Here is a 23,046-nt window from a genome sequence, read left to right on the forward strand (position 1 = left end):
GGCTGCCGGCAACGGTGTTTGTTAGCTGCGCCTTTAGTAATATGAAATCATTTTTCTATTTTGCATCTCACTGACTTGGCACGCTTCCTGCTTCTCTCAGGCAGGTCCAGAGGGGACCGAGATAGAAGCGTCCAACGAATGGCGCTCCGGTAAAGCCGCTGTGCAGCTTGATGAAAACCGTATGGTTTCGAAGCTGCCGGCGGCTTTCTTGTCTCTGCCCATATGGTGCTGAAAAATATGATTTATTATATTTTTCTGTCTTAGCGCCTTGCCGATTGGCTTTTTTCAAAGGTTCCGCCACACTCGGCTGCGACAAGTTCAACATCTGGTGGTGCTGCGACTTGTCAGTCTGATCTTCGCGATATAATGAGGACCCATATTAAATGGGTTATCTGCAAGGGTGGGGACGACAATGCTGAGATCGCCGATTGTCTCGGGGCCGCGATCGCTGGTCCTGTCAGGCGGGATGCTGCTGGCCATGCTGGCGTTCTCCGTCACTGCCGGGCCGGCGCTTGCCGATAGCGCCGCACGGCCGGTGCATGTCGCGCCGGTCAAATTCCAGGAGCGCGAGCAGACGATCACCATTACGGGCGAAGTGGTCGCGCGGGTGGAAACCGATCTGTCCTTCCGCGTCGGCGGGCGCATCACCGGCTGGTTCGTCGATGTCGGCGCTGCGGTGAAGGAAGGCCAGGTGCTCGCCCGGCTCGACCCCGAGGAGCAGAGGGCAGATGTCGAAGCGGCGGAGGCCGGCGTGCGTGCCGCGGACGCGCAGCTCAAACTTGCCCGCACCAATTTCGACCGGCAGAAATCACTCCTGAACGACGGCATCAGCACGCAGCGCGATTTCGACGATGCCGAGACGGCGCTGCGCACCGCGGAAAGTGCACGCGAGGCATCGATCGCCCAGCGCGACACGGCCAAGGAAGTGCTCTCCTATACGGAACTGCGCGCGCCGGCAGACGGCATCGTCACCGGTCGGCTTGCCGAAAGCGGCCAAGTGGCGCAGGCGGCGCAGACCATGTTCACCATCGCCGACAATGGCCCGCGCGACGCGGTCTTCGAGGTCTACGAATCACTGTTCTTCTCGCAGCCCTCCGAGGACGGCGTGGTCATCACGCTGCTCAGCGACGACCGCGTGCGCACCGAGGGCAAGGTGCGTGAAGTCTCGCCGACCATCGATGCGGAGACCGGCACGGTGCGCGTCAAGATCGCCATGGCCGAGACGCCGCCGGAAATGACGCTCGGCGCCTCCGTCGTCGGCGTCGGGTCGCTCGCGCCCCGGCGGGTGGCGGTCGTGCCCTGGCAGGCGCTCTCCGGCACCGATGGCAAGCCGGCGCTGTGGATCGTCGACAAGACGAACAACACGGTCGATCTGCGGCCGGTCGAGGTGCTGTCCTTCGAGACCGGCGCGGCGCTGATTTCGGGCGGCATCGAGGAGGGCGAGACCTACGTGTCCGATGGGACGAAGCTGCTCCGGCCCGGCCAGACCATCACCGCGACCGAAGGAGCCGCGCCATGAGGATATCCATCCTGCTGACGACCGTCGTGCTTGCCGCGACGGCGCTTGCCGGCTGCCAGAAGGAAGAGGAGGCGGCCGCACCGCCGCGGCCGGTCCTGTCGCTGGTCGTTACCCCGACCGCGCTGCCGGGCACGCGGTTTGCCGGCGTGGTGCAGGCGAAGGTGCAGGCCGCCCTCGGCTCGCGCGTCGCCGGGCGTCTCGTCTCGCGCACGGTGCATGTCGGCGATCTCGTGAAGAAGGGCGACGCGCTCGCCGTGCTCGACGCGACGGCCTATGAGCTTGCGGTGCGCTCAGCACGCGCCGAGCTTTCCAGCGCCGAAGCCACGCTGTCCAGCGCGGTGGCGACCGAGGAGCGGCAGAAGACGCTGCTCCAGTCGAATGCCGCCGCACAGGCCGCCGTCGAAAGCGCCGAACAGTCGCGCGAGGCGGCGGATGCCGGGCTGGTCAGGGCGCGCACCGCACTGGTGAAGGCGGAGGAACAGCTTTCCTACACCCGCATCCTGGCGGAATTCGATGGCGTCGTCGTGGCGACGGGCGCCGAGGTCGGCCAGACCGTTTCGCCCGGCGAGGCGATCGTCACCGTCGCGCGGCCCGATGAGCGGGATGCCGTGGTCGACATTCCGGAGACGGCGGAAAAAATCGCGATCGGCAGCCGGTTTGCGGTGTCGTTGCAGATCAATCCGGCCGTGAAGGTCATGGGCACGGTGCGCGAAGTCGCACCCTCCGCCGACGCCGTGACACGCACGCGCCGCGTCAAGATCGCGCTGGAGAACCCGCCGGAGACGGTGCGGCTCGGCACGACGATCACCGCCGAGCTGGAGGGGCCGGACCTGACCGCCATCATGATCCCCGAGACGGCGGTGCTCCTGAAGGACGGCAAGCCGCATGTCTGGCTCGTCGATGCCGGCAAGGGCGAGGTCCATCTCGCGCCGATCGAGACGGGTGCCGCCGCCAACCGCTATCTCCAGGTGGCAAGCGGGCTGAAGGATGGCGACCGCGTCGTCACCGCCGGGGTGAACAGCCTCGAAGAAGGCCAGAAAGTCAGAATCGAAGACGGGGCAAGCCTATGAAGAAATTCAACCTTTCGGACTGGGCGCTCGATCACTCGTCGCTCGTCTGGTACTTCATGATCGTCTTCGCGCTGCTCGGCTTCTTCACCTACCAGAATCTCGGCCGCGAGGAGGATCCCTCCTTCACCATCAAGATCATGACGATCAGCGCCGCCTGGCCCGGCGCCTCGGTGGAAGAAACGACATTGCAGGTGACGGAGCGCATCGAGCGCAAGCTGGAAGAGCTGGAATCGCTCGATTTCACCCGCTCCATCACCACGCCCGGCCAGACGCTGATCTTCGTCAACCTGAAGCCGACGACGCGCGCGCGCGACGTGGCGCCGACCTGGGTGACGGTGCGCAACATGATCAACGACATCCGTGGCGACTTCCCGTCCGGCGTCGTCGGCCCTGCCTTCAACGATCGATTCGGCGACGTCTTCGGCAATATCTACGCCTTCACCTCCGATGGACTGACCTCGCGCCAGCTACGCGACTATGTGGAAGACGCCCGCCGGCAGATCCTCACCGTTCCCAATGTCGGCAAGGTCGATCTCGTCGGCGCGCAGGACGAGGTGATTTACCTTGAATTCTCGACGCGGCAACTCGCGGCGCTGGGCATCTCCACACAGCAGGTCGTCTCGACGCTCCAGGCGCAGAATGCCATCGCGCCCTCCGGCGTGGTGCAGGCCGGCGGCGAGCGCGTCAGCGTGCGCGTCGGCGGGCAGTTTTCCTCAGAGGCGAGCCTTCGCGACGTCAATCTCAGGGTCAACAATCGCTTCTTCCGCCTGAGCGACATCGCCACCATAACCCGCGGCTACGAAGACCCGCCATCGGCGCTGTTCCGTTTCAATGGCGAGGCGGCGATCGGGCTTGCCATCGGCATGAAGCAGGGCTCGAACCTGCTGGAATTCGGCGCGGCCGTGGAGAAGGAAATCGAGCTTCTCTCGCATGACCTGCCGATCGGCGTCGATGTGCATCTCGTTTCCGACCAGCCTAAGGTGGTCGAGGAGGCGGTGTCCGGGTTCACGCGGGCGCTGTTCGAGGCGGTCATCATCGTGCTCGCCGTCAGCTTCGTCAGCCTCGGCATCCGCGCCGGCCTCGTCGTTGCGCTCTCCATTCCGCTGACGCTCGCGATCACCTTCGTCTTCATGTATTACGACGGTATATCCTTGCAGCGCATTTCGCTGGGCGCGCTCATCATCGCGCTCGGCCTGCTCGTCGACGACGCGATGATCGCGGTGGAAATGATGGTGGCGCGGCTGGAGGCTGGCGATACGCTGCGCAAGGCCGCCACCTATGTCTATACGTCCACCGCCTTTCCCATGCTCACCGGCACGCTGGTGACGGTGGCGGGCTTCATCCCGATCGGCCTAAACAACAGTGCTGCCGGCGAATTCACCTTCAGCCTCTTCGTCGTCATCGCCATTTCGCTCGTCGTGTCCTGGGTGGTCGCGGTGGTCTTCGCGCCGCTGCTTGGCGTCGCGATCCTGCCGAAGACCATGAAGAACCTCCATGGGCAGAAGGGCTGGTTCGCCCGCACCTTCGCGCGCCTGCTCGATACCTGCATGCACTGGAAATGGATGACCATCGTTGCGACCGTGCTGGTCTTCGGCCTATCGGTCTTCGCCATGCGCTTCGTGCAGGAGCAGTTCTTCCCGTCCTCTGACCGGCCGGAACTCATCGTCGACTGGTCTTTGCCGCAAAACGCCTCGATTGCCGAGACCAATGCGCAGATTGCCAAGTTTGAAGAGGAGAAGCTGAAGGGCAATCCCGATATCGAGCGCTGGTCGTCCTATGTCGGCCAGGGCGCGGTGCGCTTCCTGCTCTCCTTCGACGTGCAGCCGCCGTCGCCGGCCTTCGGCCAGACGGTCATCGTCGCCAAGGATCTGGAGGCGCGCGATCGTCTGAGGGCCGATCTCCAGGCCTATCTGCGCGAAACCTTCGTCGGCACGGATGCGCTGGTCAAGCTGCTCGACATCGGCCCGCCGGTCGGCCGGCCGATCCAGTATCGCGTCAGCGGCCCGGATATCGAAGAGGTGCGCAAACATGCGCTCGCCTTCGGCGAACTCATCGGCAAGGACGACCGGCTCGGCGATATCGTCTACGACTGGAACGAGCCGGCCCGCGTGGTGAAGGTCGATGTGCTGCAGGACAAGGCCCGGCAGTTGGGCGTCACCTCGCAGGATATCGCTTCGGCGCTGAACGGCGTGGTCGGCGGCACGACCGTCACCCAGGTCCGCGACGACGTCTACCTGATCGACATCATCGGCCGGGCGCGGGCGGGCGAGCGCGAATCCATCGAGACGCTGCGCCAGCTCCAGCTTCCGACGGCAAACGGCACCTCCGTGCCGCTCGCAGCCGTGGCGAACTTCCGCTACGAGATGGAGCAGCCCGTGGTCTGGCGCCGCTCGCGCGAGCCCACCATCACCGTCAAGGCCAGCATCACCGGCGGCGTGCAGCCGGCGACGATCGTCGCGCAGCTCGACAAGGACGTGTCCGCCTTCAGCGAAAGCCTGCCGACCGGCTACCATGTGGAAGTGGGCGGCACGGTCGAAGAAAGCGCGGACAGCCAGGCGCCGATCGTGGCCGTCGTGCCGCTGATGCTGTTTGCCATGGCGACGATCCTGATGGTGCAACTCCAGAGTTTCTCGCGGCTGTTCCTCGTCTTCGCGGTGGCGCCGCTGGCGCTCATCGGGGTGGTCGTGGCCCTTCTCAGCAGCGGCGCACCGCTCGGCTTCGTTGCCATCCTGGGTGTGCTGGCGCTGATCGGCATCCTCATCCGAAACTCCGTCATCCTCGTCGTGCAGATCGAGGAGCTGAGGCGGGAGGGCATGCATGCGTGGGATGCGGTGCGCGAGGCGACGGAACATCGCATGCGGCCGATCCTGCTGACGGCGGCGGCGGCGAGCCTTGCGCTCATCCCCATCTCCCGGGAGGTGTTCTGGGGGCCGATGGCCTATGCCATGATGGGCGGCATCATCGTCGGCACCGTGCTGACGCTGCTCTTCCTGCCCGCCCTCTACATCGCCTGGTTCCGCATCAAGCCGTCGGAAAAGGCAGAGGCCGCCCCGCCGCCCGAAGCCGAACCCCAGGAGGCGGCATGAGTCGCCTCATATTTTCGCCCATCTCCGCCGTCATGGCTTTTCGCGGCGATGTTTTGACGCATGGGCAGGCAGGGGAGATTGCGTTTTTTTTGCCGCACCCGCTGTGAAAAAGCCCGTGGAAAAAGTTGATTTTCAACGCCAAAGGGGGAAGCGTCTTTTCAGGCCGTAACGAATGTGCAAGGGATTTGCTCCATGGTATCGGCGGGGGCCGCATGGGTGGGACAAGGTTTGGTCATGGGACTTGACGAGACGTTGGAACTGCATGTCTATGGCGCCCTGTCGTGGCAAGCGGCTGGCTCTTGCCCCGTGCCTTGTGTGGCACGGTCGAAGGGAAATGCAGTGTGATGATCGTAATTGAAGACGTGAACAGGCCGCGCAAGGGTTTGAACGCATTCGTGCGTGTTCTCGCGGCGGGTTGCCTGTTGACGCTGGCCGGATGTGTCGTTCCCAGCGATGGTCCGTTGACCCACGAGGTCCTGTCCGCTGGTGCCGGCGGCAAATCTTACGAAATTCCCCAGACGAAGCTGATCTTCGACGTGGTGAGCGTCGACCAGCGCGTCGCCAACAGCGTCAGCGCGGCCACGCGCCTCGGCCTGTCCAGCACGTTCGGCTTCGGCGGCGGCGGCGGCACGCCGGTCATCGGTATCGGCGACCGCGTGGATGTCACGATCTTTGAAGCGGGACCGGACGGCCTGTTCTCCACGGCGGAGCGCAAGTCGACGACCATTCCCGTCATCGTGCAGCCGGACGGCCACGGCCAGATCCCCTATGTCGGCTCCGTCCGGTTCGCCGGCATGACGATCGATTCGGCGCGCGCGACCATCGTCGATGCGCTGAAGGCCAAGGCCGTCGAGCCCGACGTGATCGTCACGCTTGCCGGCAATGCCTCGCGCACCGTGTCCATCCAGGGCGATGTGAACAAGTCGGCCATCGTGCCGCTTGGCCTCAGCGGCCAGCGTCTCAGCGAAGTGATCGCCATGGCGGGCGGTGCGGCCAAGCCGTCCTACGACACCTATGTAACCCTCAAGCGCGGCGGCAAGTCGCGCAGCGTGCTGCTCCAGTCGGTCATCGACAGCCCGAAGGACGACATCTACGTCAAGCCGGACGACCAGATCTACCTGACCTATGATCCGCAGACCTTCGCGGCCCTCGGCCAGACGAAAAAGAGCGGCAAGATCCCGTTCGATGCGGCCAAGCTCAGCCTCGTCGAGGCCGCCGCGCTGGCTGGTGGCGGCAATGTCGCGACGGCGGACCCGAAGGGCTATTTCGTCTTCCGTTACGAGGATGAAAGCGTCTACCGCAGCGTCGTCGGCGATGACCGGTTCCGTGACCTGATCTCGCGCGGCATGATGCCGGATTCGGAAGGCCGCTATCCGATCGTCTATCGCCTCGATCTGGGTGCGACGCAGAGCTACATCGTCGCGCAGAACTTCCCCGTGCGGAACAAGGACGTGGTCTATCTGGCGCGCCATGTCGCTACGGACCTCGCGAAGTTCCTGACGATTGTCTCCAGCGGCTCGACCGCGGCCTACAATATCCAGCGTACGGCGGACCTGCTGTAACCAGCAGACGCCGGCCGCTGATGCGGGCGCTCGATTTCGGCTGATCGAGTTTTGACCCTGGAGTCTGTCTGGTTCATCCTGAATCAGACAGACTCCAGGTTTCTCTGTTTCCGTTTGTCTTTTCGGGAAAGCCGGTCCCCGCTTTTCCCTGACAAACTCTAGAGGGCTGCATGGCCGGTCGGGCACGCAAAACCTACGCACTTCTTTCCTTCGGTCTCTGGCAGCAGCGGGACGATATTTCCCGCTTGCTCGACGCCGAGATCGTCGCCTGGCCTTTCGCGCTGCCGGGACGGATCGATGGTTTCATCGGCTGGGGACGCAAGGCTTCCGGCCGCAGGGCCGCGTGGCTTGCAGCGCGCTCGGGCAAAGAAGTGATCACCCTCGAAGACGGCTTCCTGCGTGGTTTCTCGCCGGGGCAGGGGGAGCCAAGCCATTCGTTTGTGGTGGACCGGGACGGCATCTATTTCGATGCGCTCCATCCGAGTGGCCTTGACCGGCTGCTCTCCCGGCCGGTCACCGACGCCGCAGCGCTCGACCGGGCGCGCCGGCTGATGGCGCTGCTGCGTCATGAGCGCCTGTCGAAATACAACAACAGCCCGCTGCTCACGCCCGCGGCCGCAGGCGTGCCGGTGGGCCGGCCGTTCGTGCTGCTCGTCGATCAGGTGGCGGGCGATGCCTCGATTGCCGGGGCGGGGGCGAGTGCGGCGAGTTTCCGCGCCATGCTGGAGCATGCGGCCGCCAACAATCCGGGCAAGACGCTGGTCGTGCGCATGCATCCGGCGGCAGGTGACCGCAGCCTGCTGCGGCAGGCGGCAACCGCCATGGGCATCGAGATCACCGTGCCCGGCCGCATGAACCCCTGGCCTCTGCTGGAAGCGGCCGACAGCGTCTACACCGTGTCGAGCCAGCTTGGCTTCGAGGCGCTGATGGCGGACCGCGCGGTCCATTGTTTCGGCACCACATATTATTCCGGCCGCGGCCTCACCGTCGATCACAATGTTCTGTCCGCCGGGCGGTCGCCGGCCTCGCTGGAGCAGGTCTTTCACGCCGCCTATATCGACTATTCGCTCTATCTTGACCTGCACACACGCCAACCCTGCACGCCGGAACACGCCGTGCAGCAGGCGATCACGGTGCGTGACCAGCGTGCGCGCATCGAGCGCAAGGTTTTCACCGCCGGATTTTCTCCCTGGAAGCGTAGGGCCATGACGCCCTTCCTGAAGGGCATGGCCGGTGGGCCGGTGCATGCACGCTCGCTGGACGCCGCCGCGGCGGCTGCGCAGGCGGCCGAGGGGATAGTCGCCGTCTGGGGCAGCGATGCGGCTTTGCCCGCCGACGTGCCCGCCATCCGGCTCGAAGACGGCTTCATTCGTTCCCGGGGCCTCGGTGTCAACCTGACGATGCCCTCCTCCATCGCGCTTGATGGCGAGCATGTCTATTACGATGCGCGTGGCGAAAGCCGGCTGGAGGCGCTGATCGCCCATGGTGGTTTCGATGAAAGCCTCAAGGCACGGGCACGCGATCTCGTCCGCCTGCTGATCCAGCGCGGCATTTCCAAATACAATCTCGGGACGGATGCCGATCTGCCGGTCGTGACCGAAGGCCGGACCAAGATCCTCGTGCCGGGGCAGGTGGAGAAGGACGCCTCGATCCGCTACGGCTCCCCCGAGATCCACTCCAATGCCGCGCTGGTGGGCGCCGTGCGCGCGCTGTTTCCCGAGGCCTTCATCGTCTACAAGGCGCATCCGGACGTGGTTTCCGGCGTGCGTGACGGCGGCGCTGAGCCGCAGGAAGCCGATCTCACTGTCGGCAGTGGCGATATCCTGCAATGGATCGGCTGGGCGGACCGGGTCGAGACCATGACCTCGCTTGCCGGCTTCGAGGCGCTGCTGCGCGGGAAGGCCGTCGGCGTTCATGGCGCGCCGTTCTATGCGGGCTGGGGGCTCACCGACGATCGCCTGGCCATTCCCCGTCGGACGCGCCGTATCGATCTGGAAACGCTCGTCGCCGCGAGCCTGATTCTCTACCCGCTCTATGTGCACCCGCTGAGCGGTTTGCCATGCCGGCCGGAGGACCTTGTGGAAGAAATTTCCGCCGGCGCCTTGAAATCGCCCGGACTGGCGCAGAAGCTCTTTTTGTGTGCGGCGCAACAAATCAACCGTGTCGGGGTGTTGCTTCGCGACTCGCGGTTGCGGTAAACTTGGCTCGAAACCGTGGGACGGTCCGAGTCGCCTCAGGATGCGGGTATCTGCCAGTCGAGGGGCTGGCGGCAAAAATCGGGGAATAGAGTAGATGTGGTTGCTAAAACGGCGCCTTTGTGCGAATACCATTCTACCCAGCATCACATTTTGAGTAGAGCCGACCTGTCATGAGCGTACAGCATGATAACGATATGAAGGTTGGCCGCTCCGACGCCGAAGCCAATGGTGCTGCGCGTGGATCCCGGCTGATCAATCTGTCGCTGCGTCGCAAACTTTCCAAGCGCTTTCCCTCCAAGAGTGCGCCGCGCGTGCTCCTGTTGCAGGGTCCGGTCGGCCCGTTCTTCCGCAAGGCCCAGGCGCTGCTCAACGATAGTGGCTTCGACACTTGGCGCATCTGTTTCAATGCCGGCGACAGGCTTTTTGCCCGCGGCAACAAGATCTTGCACTTTTCCGGCACCGCGGACGTCTGGCGCGACTGGTTCACGGAAATCGTCGGCGAGCACGGCTTCGACTATGTGGTTCTCTTCGGCTGCGAGCGCGATATCCACAAGATCGCGATCGAGCAATGCACGGCTGTGAACATCCCCGTGCTCAGCCTGGAAGAGGGTTACATCCGTCCCGGCTTCGTGACGATGGAGACCGGCGGCAACAATTGGCGTTCGCCGATCGCCGGCTTGCTGCCCTCCGAAAAGGATGAGGACAAGCGCCGGGAGCGCCCGCGGACGACGAATTATCCCTCGTCCTTCGGCGCGATGGCGACTTACGCCTTCACCTATTTTTCCGTGCGCGGCATCTTCTCGACGCTGAGCGAACGCAAGTTGTTCCACAAGCACAAGCGGTCGCTGGCGCCTGAGGCCTTCTACTGGGTCAAGAACTATTACCGGAAGTTCCGCAACCTCGGCAGCAATTATCGCAGCATGGAACGGTTGCTGGAGCATCACGACAAGAAATATTACCTGGTGCCGCTGCAGGTGCATGACGATAGCCAGCTTGGTGCCGCAGCGAGCGGCTGGAACAACCAGAAGCTCATCCTCAAGACGATCGTGTCCTTCGCGCGAAATGCTCCGCCGACCCATCAGCTGGTGTTCAAGATTCACCCGATGGAGCGCGGCCACAGCCAGGACAAGCAGTTCATCCGTCAGGTCGGCGTGCTCAACAATGTCTCCGACCGGATCCACATTCTCGACAGCGGTTCGCTCGGCCTGATGACGCGGCATGCGGCGGGCATGGTGACGATCAACAGCACATCCGGCCTGTCGGCGCTTCAGCATGGCATTCCGCTTGCCGTTCTCGGGCAGGCCTTCTACCGCCATCCCTCGCTCGCCTTCTGTGTCAACAAGGGCATCGAGCTCGATAGTTTCTGGTCGTCCGGCCATGTGGGCTCGGCGGCGCTGCGGCGCGACTACCTCAACTGGATTGCCCAGCAATGCCTGCATCCCGGCGATTATTACGCCTATGAGGGCATCGAGGTCGCGACCAATTCGCTTCTGGAAAAGCTTCGCGCCATGGACGAAGACGCACGGGCCGCCGGCCAGTTGCCCCGGGCCAGCAACGTCCTGCCCCTGCTCGCGCAATCGCAGTAGGGCCGGCTAATCTCTCATAGGCATGCCTTTTTCAAACCCTCGGGACGCTCCCGGGGCCGAGATGTTTGCGCTTCTCAGAAAAACTCAGGCGGAACGGCGCTGGTTGGCCGAGGAGGTCCGAAGGATTTCTTCGTGGACCTCGATTGCTTCTTCAATGTCATTGTAGAAGGTCAACTGGCCGTTGTTCATGACGCCGCCGATGTCGCAGAACGACCGCAGCAGGCCGGAAGAGTGGGAGACGAGAAGCAGGGTGGCGTTCTCGCGCCGCTCATCGAAGACGTCCTTGCACTTCTGCTTGAAGGTGGAGTCGCCGACCGCAATCACCTCGTCGATCAGGTAATATTCAAACCCGATCGCCATGCAGATGCCGAAGGAGAGCCGCGCCTTCATGCCGGCGGAATAGGTCTTGACCGGCATGTCGAGATAGGCGCCAAGCTCGGAAAAGTCGGCAACGAAATCCAGCACGTGGTTGCGGTTCTTGCCGTAGATATCGGCGATGAAGCGCGTGTTCTGGGCGCCGGTCAGCTTGCTGTGCACGCCGCCATTGAAGCCGAGCGGCCAGGAAATCTTGCCCTCGCGCAGGATGCGCCCGGAATCCGGCATTTCGCCGCCGGAGATCAGGCTCATCAGCGTGGACTTGCCGGCGCCGTTGCGCCCGAGGATGCCGACATTGGTGCCGGGACGGAAGGCCGCGGTGAACCGGTCGAGGATAATCTTCTTGCCGCCGCCGGGGCGAGGGTAGGCCTTGCTGACATTGTCGAAGATGATCATGCGCTTATAATCCTGCTGCGGAAAACCCGTTCCAAGATGAGCGCTGAGGTCAGCAGTGCGGTCGACAGACCAAGCAGGTAGGACTTGCTGAGAAGGGCGTTGTAATCGAGATATGTGGAGGTGCGGAACCATTCCACGCAATGCATGAAAGGGTTCCACCACAGGACGGCCTGAAAACTCGGTGGCATTTCAGCGGGCATGAAGAAGACGCCGGACAGCAGCATCAGGGGCATGCTCACCATGCTCATGAACGTGTCGTAACGCGGTATGAGCGACCCCGCCATCGCGTTGAAGGCAGCATAGGAAAAGGCGAAATAGAGGATCGCGAACATGCATTCCGTGAATTCGCCGGGATAGACGATGACGTCGCGGTCGAGCGAAATCGCAAGCCCCCACATGAACAGGGCGCAGATGATCAGCCAGATCGTCGATTCTAGCAGGAAGGTCGCGATGATCGTATCGAGGGGACGCACGAGCGGATAAGTCAGCATCGGCTGATTGTTGGAGATCGCGCGCTCCGTCTTGCGCGAAATGCCGCGCGTCATGCGAAACCCGAACACGCCGGCGAGGATGAACAGCAGCGCGTTGTCGCCAAAGGGAATCTGCGCCTTCATGCCGGCATGGATGAGCAGGAAGATGCCGATATAGGCGGCGGGCTCGATGAGGATCCAGACGAAACCCAGGCGGCTTTCGCCGAACCGCGTCACGGCGCTGCGCACGACGAGGGCGGAAATCACCCGCGCGTTCTCGCGCAGGGCGTAGCTCAGGGGTTTTTCTGCTAGCAGGGCCATGACGCCACTCGTTTCTGCAGCGCGATCAGATCGCGTGATCCTTCACGGACCGGAAGGCGAAGTAGCCGATGAGCCACAGGCACGCCGCAGCCGCAAGGACGATGGCCGTGTTCACGGCGCCGAGCGGGTAGAGCGCGATTTCCGGCTCCCGCGGCGGCACGTAGACCGCGAAATAACGCTCCTGCTTCTGGGCTTCCTGCATGGCCGTTTCGAGCGCGGCGAGCGAGGTCGTATAGGCCTTGACGGCGAATTCCTGCTCGACACCGAGTTCGGTGAAGCGGTCGATCATCGCCGGCAGTGCGCGGCCGCCATCCATGCCGCTGCGCGTCGTCTTGCTGGTGGGATCGTCGCTCTCGTTCTCGCCGCTGATCCGGTTCCGCTGTTCGACGAGCTGTGCCTCGAGCGCGCTGATCTGTCGCTCGATGACGCGGGCAGAGGGCGCATCCTTGCTGATCGAATCGACCAAGGCCTTGTAGCGCGTGCGAAGCGAGGCCAGTTCCTGCTCCAGCGAGCTGATGATGGTTGCTTCCATCGTCGCGACGGCCGTCGGGTCGACGGCCTGCTCGGTGATGCGCAGGTCGGTGATCTGGTTGCGGATGTTGCGCAGGCGTTCTTCCGAGCGCGCGACCTGATGGTTGGCAACCTCGATGAACTGCCTGCGGGACTTGTCGGAAAGCGTGTTGACCAGGTTTTCAGCAACGGTGAGAACCGAATCCGCCACCTGCTTTGCGTCCGTCGGCGAGAAGGCGAAGACGCGCATCGTCACGTTGCCGGTGGTCGAATTGTAGCTGATCTCGACCATGTCCCGCCAGTAATCGCGGAACTCGTCGAGCGGCCTCGTATCGCTTTCGCGATAGAGAAAATCGATTGCGGGGCGCGAATAGATCGTGCGGATGTCGAGGCCCGTCTGCTCCTTGATATCCGGCAGGATCTGCGAGGAATGGATGTAGTCGGAGACGATGTAGGAATCGCCCGCCTGGGCGGCAGAGCCGACGAGCCCGGTCAGCCCGAGCGCATTGAGGGACGCCTGCTGCGCGCCGCGAACGGCAAACTGCGTCTCGACCACATATTGCGGGGTCGCAACAAAGACGTAATAGAGCCCGCTCAGGATCGTCGGAACGATGACCGCCAGCACGAAGGAAATGAGCGCCCAAGGACGCTCCTTCTTCTGCTTGGGCATATCGGGCAGGGTCAGGACGCTCTTGGTAATGTCGACGGGCTTGCGAACCCGCGGTTCCACGCGAGACCGGAGGGTTTCCTCGTCGTCGATCGCGGGCTCTGCCCTGCGCCTCGGCGCCTGCTTCATCTTCACTATTTTCTGGTCGGCAAGGCGCTGTTGCGCGCGCTTCTTGGCGAGATCGAGCAGGCTGCTCGTCTGGTCGTCGACGTGGGTCGGGGTTTCCGCCGCGACGGGCGCGTTTTCATCTTTCACGTCGGCTCACTCTTTTCCAACAGCAAACTGGTTTGTCGCCTCGATGCTTGTCGCCGCAACTTATTCGAATTTGCCTTCACAGACAATAAAAATGCCGCATTCGACCGGTGGCGGGAAATACCGTGCATCCGCCGGGAAAGAAGGGGATAAGCCTCCTTCAACCGGTGCTTTTGCGATCGGCGCGCATTCCTCGTCGAGCAATCTGGTTATTTTGTGTTCGCCGCCGGGTCCGTGCACCAATCCGCGCTGGCGGCGATGAAATTCGGGTTGGCGAAGTCTGCGTCGCTGGCCTGGTTGGTCTTGCCGTAGAGGAGGGGGCTGCCGTCCAGCGTGTGGGTCATGCCGCCAGCGGCGCGCAGCACGGCGTCGCCCGCGGCGGTATCCCATTCCATCGTGCGGCCGAAGCGCGGATAGACGTCGGCAAGCCCTTCCGCCACGAGGCAGAATTTCAGCGAAGAGCCGATCGCCGTGCAGGCATCGATGCCGTGGTCGTCGAGAAAACGCGCGGTTTCCGGCGTGGCGTGCGAGCGGCTTGCGACCGCCGTCAGCGCATTGCCGCGGCTGCGGCAGCCGATAGCCTGGCGCCGGGAAATCTCGGTTTCGCCCGCCACTTCGAAACGCTCCGCCCGATCCTCCTCGGCGATAAAGCCCACCGAAAGTGCGGGGGCATAGACGATGCCGGCAATCGGCGCGCCATCGCGGATCAGCGCGATATTGACAGTGAATTCGCTGCGGCCGGCGATGAATTCCTTCGTGCCGTCGAGCGGATCGACGAGGAAGAAGGTGCCGCCGGAAATATCCGGCACGCTGCCGGCGGCGACGGCTTCTTCGGCGACCACCGGGATCGCTGGAAAATGCCACGCCAGCGCCTCCAGAATGAGCCGTTCGGCTTCCTCGTCCGCGGCGGTCACCGGCGAACGGTCCGACTTGTAGTGCACGTCCGCCCCGGCGCTATGGATGGCCATGATGGCGCGCCCGGCGGCAAGGGCTGCGCTTTCCATCACCTGCTTCAGCTCTGTCCTGTCTGGCTGCATGCGTCTCGTCCTGCCGTTTCTTGCCCATGCCTTAGACGCGAGGCGGCGCGAAAGCAAATGCCGCGCCTCGCCATTGCACGCGGAAAGTTTCCGGTGCGGCAAGACGCCGCCGGCCTTGCTGTTTGTGCTGCATATGCGAATGTGGGGCGACTGATCCAGGATTCTGCATGCGCTATTCGGCCCTTTCGATCTTCAAGCAAGCCTTTGCCGGAAACCTCGGCTGGACGCCCGCCTGGCGCGAGCCGGCGCCGAAGTCGCATTACGACGTGATCATCGTCGGTGGCGGCGGGCACGGGCTGGCGACGGCCTATTACCTCGCCCGGGAATTCGGCATCCGCAACATCGCGGTCGTTGAAAAGGGTTATCTCGGCTCCGGCAATGTCGGGCGCAACACGACCATCGTGCGCTCCAACTACATGCTGCCCGGCAACGAGCCGTTCTATGAGTTCTCGCTGAAGCTTTGGGAAGGGCTGGAGCAGGAACTCAATTACAATGTGATGTTCTCGCAGCGCGGCATCATCAACCTTTACCACAATGACGGCCAGCGCGATCAATATATCCGCCGCGGCAACGCCATGATGATGGAAGGGGTAGGGGCGGAGCTTCTCGACCGCGAGTCGCTGAAGAAGATGCTGCCCTTCCTCAATTTCGAACATGCGCGCTTCCCCATCATGGGCGGCCTCCTGCAAAAGCGCGCCGGCACGGCGCGGCACGATGCGGTTGCCTGGGGTTTTGCGCGCGGCGCGGACCGGCTCGGCGTCGATCTCATCCAGAACTGCGAAGTCACCGGTATTCGCCGCGAAAACGGTGCTGTGACCGGCGTCGAGACGACGAGGGGTTTCATCGGCTGCAACAAGCTGGCGCTGGCCGCTGCCGGAAACACCTCGCGCGTCGGCGAGATGGCCGGGCTGAAGCTGCCGATCGAGAGCCATGTGCTGCAGGCTTTCGTCACCGAGGGACTGAAACCCTGCATCGACCACGTCATCACCTATGGTGCCGGACATTTTTATATATCGCAGTCCGACAAGGGCGGGCTGGTGTTTGGCGCGGAGATCGACGGCTATTCCTCCTATGCGCAGCGCGGCAACCTCGCGACGGCCGAGCATGTCATGGAGGAGGGCGTCACCATGATCCCCGGACTTTCGCGCGTGCGGGTGCTGCGCGCCTGGGGCGGCGTCATGGATATGTCGATGGATGGTTCGCCGATCATCGACCGCACGCCGATCGAAAACCTCTACTTGAACTGCGGCTGGTGTTACGGCGGCTTCAAGGCGACGCCGGCTTCCGGTTTCTGCTTCGCGCACCTGATCGCCAAGGGCGAGAGCCATCATGTGGCGCGCGCGCTCAGGCTCGATCGTTTCGAGCGCGGCTTCCCGATCGACGAGGCGGGTGTGGGCACCCAGCCGAACCTGCATTGAGTGAGTGATGGCAAGCCTGATTTCCTGTCCGCATTGCGGCACCCGCGCTAAGGAAGAGTTTTTCATCCGTGGCGATGCGACGCCGGTTCGCCCGGCGCCGATGGCTGGCGACGACATGTGGAACGATTATGTGCATGTGCGCGCCAATCCGCGCGGCCGCATCCGCGAATATTGGCAGCATGTGGCCGGCTGCCGGCGCTGGCTGGTGGTGGAGCGGGACAATTTTACCCATGAGGTGTTTTCCGTCAGCGATGCCGCGGCGGGAAGGGGAGGCGAACGATGACCGCCTATCGCCTCGCCACCGGCGGCCTCGTCGACCGCAGCCATGCCGTGCGCTTCTCCTTCGACGGCGCCGCGTTCACCGGCCATGCCGGCGATACGCTCGCTTCCGCGCTCATCGCCAATGATCGCCTGCTCGTCGCGCGCAGCTTCAAGTATCATCGCCCGCGCGGCATCGTGACGGCCGGGCCGTCCGAACCGAATGCGCTGGTGACCATCGGCACGGGCGAGCGGCGCGATCCGAACACCAAAGCGACCGTCGCCGAACTCTACGATGGCCTCGAAGCCGTCAGTCAGAACAGATGGCCGAGCCTCGCCTATGATATCGGCGCGGTGAACGACCTGATGTCGCGCTTCCTTTCGGCCGGCTTCTACTACAAGACCTTCATGTGGCCCGCCGCCTTCTGGGAAAAGGTCTACGAGCCGCTGATCCGCCGCGCCGCCGGCCTCGGCCGCACAAGCCTGCCGCGCGATCCGGATAGCTATGAGAAAAGCTGGGCGCATTGCGACCTGCTCGTCGTCGGCTCCGGCCCGGCCGGCCTTGCCGCCGCACTTACCGCTGCCCGTTCGGGTCTACGCGTCCTTCTCGCCGAGCAGGATTTCGTACTCGGCGGCGCGTTGCTGGCCGAGACGACGAAGCTGGATGGCGAGGCGTCCTATGTCTTTGCCCGGCGCGCCATCGATGAGCTCCAGAACCATGCGAATGTCACGCTCCTGCCGCGCACCACGGTGTTCGGCTGGTATGACGACAATGTCTTCGGCGCCGTCGAGCGGGTGCAGAAGCACGGTGTGACCATCGATCCCGGCAAGCCCGTCGAACGCCTGTGGCGCATCGTGGCGAAACACGCGATCCTCGCCACCGGCGCGGAAGAGCGGCCGCTGGTCTTCGGCGGCAACGACCGGCCGGGCATCCTGACGGCGAGCGCCGTCAGCACCTATGCCAACCGGTTTGGTGTGGTTGCCGGCAAGTCCGTCGCGGTGTTCACCAATGGCGCGTCCGGCTATCGCACGGCGCAGGACCTCGTGGCGCATGGCATCGAGGTCGCGGCCCTCATCGATAGTCGCGCCGATGCCGCCGAAAGCGCGCCGGCGGGCGTGCGGCTGGTTCGCGGCGGCTCTGTCGTCGATACGAAGGGGCGCCAACGCGTCCGCGCCGTCGTCACCGATCGCGGCGGTTTCGAGGAACTGATCGCCTGCGACGCCGTGGCGATGTCCGGCGGCTGGAGCCCGGTCATCCACCTTGCCTGCCAGCGCGGCGGCAAGCCGGTCTGGTCGGAGGCCTTGCAGGCGTTTCTGGCGCTGGAGGTGGGAGCCGGGCTGGTAACGGCCGGTGCTGCGGCGGGGCATTATCGCCTGTCCGAATGTTTCGAGGATGGCGCGCGCAAGGCGTCCGCCATCGTGGAGAGCCTCGGGCGACCGGTCGCCGGCTTCGAGCGCCCTTCCATCGGCGAGGAGATCGATCCGTCCTTCACGGCGCTCTGGCATGTGCCGGGGGCGAAATCCAAGGCCTTCGTCGATTTCCAGAACGACGTGCACACCAAGGATCTCGGCCTTGCCGTGCGTGAAGGGTTCGGCCATGTCGAACACGCCAAGCGCTACACGACGGGCGGCATGGCGACGGACCAGGGAAAGCTCGGCAACATCAATGCCATCGGCATTCTTGCGACCATGCGGGGCGTCAGCCCCGCCGACGTCGGCACCACCACCTTCCGGCCGTTTTACACGCCCGTCTCCTTCGGCGCGCTCGCCGGCACATCGGTCGGCGAACACAATATGCCGACCCGCCGCTCGCCGCTGCATGGCTGGGCGGCCCGCAACGGTGCGGTCTTCATCGATGCCGGGCTCTGGTATCGCTCCTCCTGGTTCCCGAAAGTCGGCGAAAAGAACTGGCGCGAAAGCGTCGACCGGGAAGTCAGGAATGTTCGCGAAAATGCCGGCCTCTGCGATGTCTCGACGCTTGGAAAAATCGAGGTTTTCGGGCCGGATGCGGCCGAGTTCCTGAACCGGCTCTATTGCAATCCCGTGCTGAAACTGCCCGTCGGCAAGGCCCGTTACGGCCTCATGCTGCGCGAGGACGGCATGGTCTATGATGACGGCACGGTGAGCCGGCTGGCGGAGGAGCATTTCCTCGTCACGACCACGACGGCGCTTGCGGGCGGCGTGCTCTCGCATATCGAGTTCGCCGCGCAGGTGCTGTGGCCGGAACTGCGCGTGCGCTTCCTCTCCGTCTCCGACCAATGGGCGCAGATGTCGATTGCCGGGCCGAAGGCGCGCGCGATCCTGCAAGCCGTCGTCGAGGATGATTTGTCGCCTGCCGCTTTCCCGTTCCTCGCCGCCCGCGAGGTGCGGCTGAAGGGCAATCTGAAGGCGCGGCTCTTCCGCATTTCTTTCTCCGGCGAGCTTGCCTACGAGCTGGCGGTGCCGGCGGGTTATGGCGAGGCGGTGGCGGATGCGCTGATGCGGGCGGGCCAGCCGCACGGGCTCTGCGCCTATGGCGTCGAGGCGTTGAATGTGCTGCGCATCGAGAAGGGGCATGTCACCCATGCCGAACTCGACGGCCGCGTGACGCCGGACGATGCCGGCCTCGGCCGCATGATGGGTTCGGCCAAGCCGGATTTCATCGGCAAGCGGCTGTCGACGCGGTTCGGCCTGACGGCGGCGGACCGCGCCCAGCTCGTCGGCCTTCGGGCGCTGGAGGCGGACAAGGACATGCGCGCCGGCGCGCACCTGCTGAAGGACGGCGCAAAACCTTCGACGCTGAACGACCAGGGCTGGGTGAGTTCCGCCTGTTTCTCGCCGACGCTCGGCAGCCATATCGCGCTCGGCTTCCTCAAGTCTGGCCGCGAGCGCTACGGCGAGAAGATTTTGGTCTGGGATCAGTTGCGCGGCGTCGAGGCGATGGCGGAGGTCTGCGATCCGGTCTTCGTCGATCCGGAAAACCGCAAGCTGATGGCGTGAGGTGAGGGCGATGGCTTACGATTATCAGGCGGTGCATGCGCTGGATGGCATGATCGGCGCGATTTCCGAGCGGCGCGTCAATCACCTCGCCGCCCACCGCACGACGGCGATCGCCATGGTGCTGGCGGCTCCCGGCCAGACGGCCGAGGCGGCGGGCATCCTGGTTGCGAACGGCGAGTTCGAGGCCCGCTTTTCCGGTCCCGGCGAATGGCTGGTGCTCTCCGAGGTGCACGCGCCGGAAACGCTCGCCGCCGAACTCGGCCTGCGCCTCGGCCACTTCGCCTTCGTCGCGGACCAGAGCCATGGCCGCGTCGCGCTGACGCTGTCCGGCCCGGACGCCACGCGCATCCTGGCGAACGGCATCGCCGTCGATCTGCATCCGGACGCCTTCCCGGTCGGTCGCGCGGCAAACGTCCTGTGCAACCACCTCTCGGTCAATCTCGCCCGCACGGGTGAAACAAGCTTCGATCTCGTCGTGATGCGCAGCTTTGCCGACGCGCTGGTAGGGGATCTGAAGGTCATGGCGCGGAGCTTCGACCTGTCGGTGGATTTCGCCACGCGCTGACAAAATCGGCAAAGCGACATGAGGTTTCGCACCACGGGCTTGTCGGGCATCCGGGGGACAAAATAGGCTGCGCTTCGTTCGCCGCAATTCCCTTCAACCCGCCGAAAGCCGGAGTTTTTCATGAAGAGCCATGCAAGGGTCGTCGTCATCGGGGGCGGCGTCGTCGGCTGTTCCGTCCTCTATCATCTCACGAAATTCGGCTGGACCGATGTCGTGCTCGTCGAGCGCTCGGAGCTGACCTCCGGCTCGACCTGGCATGCGGCCGGTGGCATGCACACGATCAACGGTGACCCCAACGTCGCCAAGCTGCAGAAATACACCGTGGAGCTCTACAAGGAGATCCAGGACTATTCCGGCCAGGATATCGGCCTGCACATGACCTCCGGCATGATGCTGGCGTCCACCAAGGATCGTTTCGACTGGATGAAGTCGATCCTTGCCAAGGGCCGCTATATGGGCCTCGACGCCCATCTCCTGACGCCCAAGGAAGCGCATGACCTGATGCCGCTGCTCGATCCCGACCAGTTCGTCGGCGCGGTGTTCGATCCGGTCGAAGGCCATCTCGACCCCTACGGCACGACGCATGCCTATGCGAAATCCGCCAAGAAGAACGGCGCGGACATCTACCTGCACACCAAGGTGGAAGACCTCGTGCAGCGCGAGGACGGCACCTGGCGCGTCATCACCGACAAGGGTGAGATCATCGCCGAACATGTCGTCAACTGCGGCGGCCTCTGGGCACGCGAAGTGGGCCGCATGGTGGGGCTGGAGCTGCCGGTACTCGCCATGGAGCACATGTATCTCATCACCGAGGACATGCCCGAGGTCATCGAGTTCAACCAGACGCGTGGCAAGGAACTGATGCACTGCGTCGACTTCGACGGCGAGATTTATCTCCGCCAGGAGCGCAACGGCATGCTGATGGGCACCTATGAAAAGGCCTGCCGCCCGTGGTCGCCGCTCACCACACCCTGGAATTTCGGCCACGAGCTTCTGGCAGAGGATATCGAGCGAATCACGCCGGAGCTGGAAGTCGGCTTCCGCCATTTCCCGGCCTTCAACAAGGCGGGCATCAAGAAGATCATCAACGGTCCCTTCACCTTCTCGCCGGACGGCAATCCGCTCGTCGGCCCGGTGCGCGGCATGACGAACTACTGGTCGGCCTGCGCGGTCATGGCCGGTTTCAGCCAGGGCGGCGGCGTGGGGCTGGCGCTCGCCAACTGGATGATCCACGGCGATCCAGGCTTCGACGTCTTCGCCATGGATGTCTCGCGTTACGGCGATTTCGCGACGCTCGCCTATACCAATGCCAAGGTCCGCGAAAATTATTCGCGTCGCTTCTCGATCCGCTATCCGAACGAGGAGCTGCCGGCCGGCCGGCCTCTGCTGACGACGCCGATCTACGACAAGCTGAAGGAGGCCGGTGCCGTCTTCGGGGCGTCCTATGGCCTGGAACAGCCGCTGTGGTTCGCGCCGAAGGGTGTCGAGGATCATTTCTCGTGGCGCCGTTCGACCGATTTCGACACCGTCGGCGCGGAAGCGAAAGCAGTGCGCGAAAGCGTCGGCCTGATGGAGACCTCGGGCTTTGCCAAATATGCGGTGAAGGGAGAGGGCGCGGAGGCTTGGCTCGACCGGCTGCTCACCTGCCGCATTCCCGCGACCGGCCGCATGACGCTGGCGCCCATGCTGAAGGACGACGGCAAGCTGATCGGCGATTTCACGCTGGCGAAGCTCGGCGAGGGGGATTTCCTGCTCATCGGCTCCGGCATTGCCGAGGACTATCACATGCGGTGGTTCGAGACGCACCTGCCGAAGGACGGTTCGGTGACGCTCGAAGCGCTCAACCTCGCGCTCGTCGGGCTCGCGATCGCCGGGCCGAAGGCGCGCGAGGTGATGCAGAAGCTGACGCACCAGGACCTTTCGACCCCGGCCTTCCCCTTCATGGCGGTGCGCCGCATGGATCTCGGCATGGCGCCGGCGATCGTCGGGCGCGTCAGCTATACCGGCGACCTCGGCTACGAAATCTGGATGAAGCCGCAATACCAGCGCTACCTCTACGACCTGATTCTTGAGGCCGGTGCCGAATTCGGCATCAAGCTCTTCGGGCTGCGCGCGCTGAACGCGCTCCGCCTCGAAAAATCCTACGGAAGCTGGTCGCGCGAATACCGCCCGCTCTATGGGCCGCTCGAGGCGGGGCTGGAGCGTTTCGTGGCGGTCAAGAAGGACGCCGACTTCATCGGCAAGGCGGCGGCGAAGGCCGAGCGCGAATCAGGCGGCGCGCTTCGCCTGCGCACTTTCATCCTGGACGCGAAGGATGCCGACGTCATCGGCGATGAACCGATCTACCTGAACGGCGAAGTGCGCGGCTGGGTGACGTCGGGCGGTTATGCCCATGCGGCCGGCGTTTCCGTCGCGGTCGGCTATGTGCCGAAGGAGATCGCCGACGTCGAAAGCGGCTGGTCGATCGAGCTTCTTGGCGAGATCCTGGCGGCGCGCCCGCAGCCGGAACCGCTGTTCGACCCCTCGGGCGCGAAAATGCGCGGCTGAGTGTTCCGTTCAGGCGGCGCTGTCTCAAAACGGGACAGCGCCGCCTGCTGCTTTCATGCATCTTTTCGGGCAAGGGCGCGGTTTTTCCTGCCGATTTTTTGGTTTCCCTGGCGTTAAATGCGTCATTTAACCGTTCTTGCTAAAGAAATTGTCGATCCCGGCTTTTTGGGCTTCCCTTTTGTATTGAAAGCGGTATGGAATCCCCTTCGTCTAACAAGCTCAAAAAAGAG

General features: G+C 63.9%; 15 protein-coding genes. 11 read left to right on the top strand and 4 right to left on the bottom strand.

Features of this window, described 5'->3' with window-relative positions; all coding sequences use genetic code 11:
- Positions 1 to 412 precede the first annotated feature (412 nt).
- From GB927_RS30765 to GB927_RS30790, 6 genes are all read left to right on the top strand, one after another.
- Positions 413 to 1,519 (top strand): efflux RND transporter periplasmic adaptor subunit, encoded by a 1,107-nt coding sequence (locus GB927_RS30765; RefSeq protein ID WP_256121046.1) that lies wholly within the window; start codon positions 413 to 415, stop codon positions 1,517 to 1,519.
- Positions 1,516 to 2,589 (top strand): efflux RND transporter periplasmic adaptor subunit, encoded by a 1,074-nt coding sequence (locus GB927_RS30770; protein ID WP_256121047.1) that lies wholly within the window; start codon positions 1,516 to 1,518, stop codon positions 2,587 to 2,589. Before GB927_RS30765 ends, GB927_RS30770 begins: the two co-directional genes overlap by 4 nt.
- Positions 2,586 to 5,675 (top strand): efflux RND transporter permease subunit, encoded by a 3,090-nt coding sequence (locus GB927_RS30775; RefSeq protein WP_256121048.1) that lies wholly within the window; start codon positions 2,586 to 2,588, stop codon positions 5,673 to 5,675. Before GB927_RS30770 ends, GB927_RS30775 begins: the two co-directional genes overlap by 4 nt.
- A gap of 344 nt (positions 5,676 to 6,019) precedes the next feature.
- Positions 6,020 to 7,237: a polysaccharide biosynthesis/export family protein gene (locus GB927_RS30780; protein WP_256121049.1), complete on the top strand. Its 1,218-nt coding sequence runs from the start codon at positions 6,020 to 6,022 to the stop codon at positions 7,235 to 7,237.
- A gap of 170 nt (positions 7,238 to 7,407) precedes the next feature.
- A complete protein-coding gene (locus GB927_RS30785) occupies positions 7,408 to 9,435 on the top strand; it encodes a capsule polysaccharide biogenesis protein (RefSeq protein WP_256121050.1) in 2,028 nt (675 codons plus the stop codon).
- A 194-nt stretch (positions 9,436 to 9,629) separates the two neighbouring features.
- The gene (locus GB927_RS30790) at positions 9,630 to 11,021 is read left to right on the top strand and encodes a capsule polysaccharide biogenesis protein (protein ID WP_256121051.1); all 1,392 of its coding nucleotides are present in this window, start codon (positions 9,630 to 9,632) and stop codon (positions 11,019 to 11,021) included.
- A gap of 84 nt (positions 11,022 to 11,105) precedes the next feature.
- Here the strand turns inward: GB927_RS30790 and GB927_RS30795 are convergent, their stop codons facing one another.
- The 4 genes from GB927_RS30795 to cysQ form a co-directional block, all read right to left on the bottom strand.
- On the bottom strand, positions 11,106 to 11,792 hold the full coding sequence (locus GB927_RS30795) for an ABC transporter ATP-binding protein (RefSeq protein WP_256121053.1): 687 nt from the start codon (positions 11,790 to 11,792) through the stop codon (positions 11,106 to 11,108).
- Entirely contained in the window at positions 11,789 to 12,583 is a 795-nt protein-coding gene (locus GB927_RS30800; RefSeq protein WP_256121054.1) for an ABC transporter permease, read from the bottom strand. Before GB927_RS30800 ends, GB927_RS30795 begins: the two co-directional genes overlap by 4 nt.
- 25 nt (positions 12,584 to 12,608) lie before the next feature.
- Positions 12,609 to 14,015, bottom strand: a complete 1,407-nt coding sequence (locus tag GB927_RS30805; RefSeq protein WP_256121055.1) for a KpsE/RkpR family capsule polysaccharide export protein — start codon at positions 14,013 to 14,015, stop codon at positions 12,609 to 12,611.
- Positions 14,016 to 14,221: 206 nt separating this feature from the next.
- A complete protein-coding gene (gene cysQ, locus GB927_RS30810; protein ID WP_256121127.1) occupies positions 14,222 to 15,028 on the bottom strand; it encodes a 3'(2'),5'-bisphosphate nucleotidase CysQ in 807 nt (268 codons plus the stop codon).
- Between the two features lie 188 nt (positions 15,029 to 15,216).
- Here cysQ and GB927_RS30815 point away from each other — a divergent pair, with 188 nt between their 5' ends.
- From GB927_RS30815 to GB927_RS30835, 5 genes are all read left to right on the top strand, one after another.
- The gene (locus tag GB927_RS30815; protein ID WP_256121056.1) at positions 15,217 to 16,467 is read left to right on the top strand and encodes a sarcosine oxidase subunit beta family protein; all 1,251 of its coding nucleotides are present in this window, start codon (positions 15,217 to 15,219) and stop codon (positions 16,465 to 16,467) included.
- 7 nt (positions 16,468 to 16,474) lie between these two features.
- Positions 16,475 to 16,750 carry a sarcosine oxidase subunit delta gene (locus tag GB927_RS30820; protein ID WP_256121057.1) on the top strand — a complete coding sequence of 92 codons (276 nt, stop codon included), beginning with the start codon at positions 16,475 to 16,477 and terminating at the stop codon, positions 16,748 to 16,750.
- Positions 16,747 to 19,704 carry a sarcosine oxidase subunit alpha family protein gene (locus tag GB927_RS30825; RefSeq protein ID WP_256121058.1) on the top strand — a complete coding sequence of 986 codons (2,958 nt, stop codon included), beginning with the start codon at positions 16,747 to 16,749 and terminating at the stop codon, positions 19,702 to 19,704. Before GB927_RS30820 ends, GB927_RS30825 begins: the two co-directional genes overlap by 4 nt.
- Before the next feature lie 10 nt (positions 19,705 to 19,714).
- Positions 19,715 to 20,269, top strand: coding sequence for a sarcosine oxidase subunit gamma (locus GB927_RS30830; RefSeq protein WP_256121059.1), 555 nt, complete (start codon positions 19,715 to 19,717; stop codon positions 20,267 to 20,269).
- 120 nt (positions 20,270 to 20,389) lie between these two features.
- Positions 20,390 to 22,816 carry a GcvT family protein gene (locus GB927_RS30835; RefSeq protein ID WP_256121060.1) on the top strand — a complete coding sequence of 809 codons (2,427 nt, stop codon included), beginning with the start codon at positions 20,390 to 20,392 and terminating at the stop codon, positions 22,814 to 22,816.
- Positions 22,817 to 23,046: the final 230 nt, after the last annotated feature.

Source organism: Shinella lacus, from assembly GCF_010994755.1.
GTDB classification, from domain to species: Bacteria; Pseudomonadota; Alphaproteobacteria; order Rhizobiales; family Rhizobiaceae; genus Shinella; species Shinella lacus.